Source organism: Thermogutta sp. (genome assembly GCF_014359955.1).
Lineage (GTDB): Bacteria > Planctomycetota > Planctomycetia > Pirellulales > Thermoguttaceae > Thermogutta.
This window is the reverse complement of record NZ_JACIYL010001020.1, coordinates 1-1324: the sequence shown is the minus strand read 5'-3', so window position 1 is coordinate 1324 and position 1324 is coordinate 1. Positions and strand designations below refer to the sequence as shown.

Annotated in this window: 1 protein-coding gene; it reads left to right on the top strand. The window is 55.4% G+C overall.

The features are described 5' to 3' along the window. Nucleotides 1-349: 349 nt before the first annotated feature. Nucleotides 350-1324, top strand: a 975-nt coding sequence (locus H5U08_RS19055) for an HD domain-containing phosphohydrolase (protein ID WP_297036824.1), incomplete at its 3' end; no start/stop codon positions are given.

The following is a 1324-nucleotide window of genomic DNA, read 5'->3' as shown; positions in this document are numbered from 1 at the left end:
CTCCTCAATCGCCAGGATGTTACGTTTTTTTGTGTTGCAGGTTGTCGTGGGAAGAGAGCGTGCCGGGCAGCTTCCCGCCATGCATCGCACAAAGTGGAGGACGCATTGCGTGGCCAGTTGGTCCCTTGAGGAAATCGAGCTAACAACCGAACAAAGATCGAAGCAAGCTGGTGTCCAACCTGACAATTTCTCTGAAAAGGAGCAAATCGGTCTGGATGCCCGACCAATCGCGGCGCGAAGTTTATGGCATCCGCTAGTACGAAAAGCTGACAAGTAGCTGACGCCGGGGCGGTCGCCCCTTTGACTGGATTCCGCAGGTTCAAAGCTCTGGCTTTGTGAGGTGACGACAATGGCCGACAGTCCCTGGGAAGTCGACGGAAGGTTTTTTTCTTCCAGGTACAAAATTTTTGTGGTGAGCGACGCAGGCGACGAGCTTTCAGATCAGATTAAGGGTCTCGAAGACGAATTCGAGGTTGTGGTTCAACCGATTCAGACGGTACACCTCCACACGATACTCCAATCCAATCCGGACGTTGTCCTGTTTCCCGCCACCGAAGAATGCTTTACTCTAGCCCGTGAAATCAAAGCTGGCCCAATTGGCCCGTTCACCCAGGTCCTTATCGTCGGTAGGCCCGATACGGTTGCATCACCTGAGCAATTCTGCGCATCCGGAGCGGACGACTTCATAAAACTGCCGCTCAGTTGCGATTGCCTGCGACTGAAACTCAGGGCCCAGGTACGGATACAACAACATCTCCGGGCAGCCGTGGAACGCGTCTGGAAACTCAACGCGGAAATTCAGCGGATCAACCGGGAACTCGAAATGCTCGCAGAAATTCGTTTCCAGGAAATCATCGAGGTCCGCGACCTTACCATTTTCGCCCTTGCCAAACTTGCCGAGTCCCGCGATCCTGAAACCGGCGAACATCTGGAACGGATGCGCTGGTATTCTCGGATCATCGCCGAAGAATTGTGTGCCGGTTCTGCGCCGGAAGAAGACATCCCTTCTCGATTCGCGGAGGAAATCTTTCGCTCCGCTCCTCTGCACGACATCGGAAAAGTCGGTATCCCCGATTCCATCCTTCTCAAGCCGGGGCGTCTCACTCCGCAGGAGTTCGAAGTGATGAAACAGCACACAATCATCGGCCACCAGGCCTTGCAGGAAGCCCCCAGGAAGAACGCGGCAGGCTCCTTTCTTGCCAGAGCGGCGGAAATTGCCCGATCCCACCACGAACGGTTTGACGGAACCGGCTATCCCGACGGATTGGCGGGAAAGTCGATTCCCCTCGCTGCCCGGGTGGTCACAGTCGCGGACGTCTTTGAC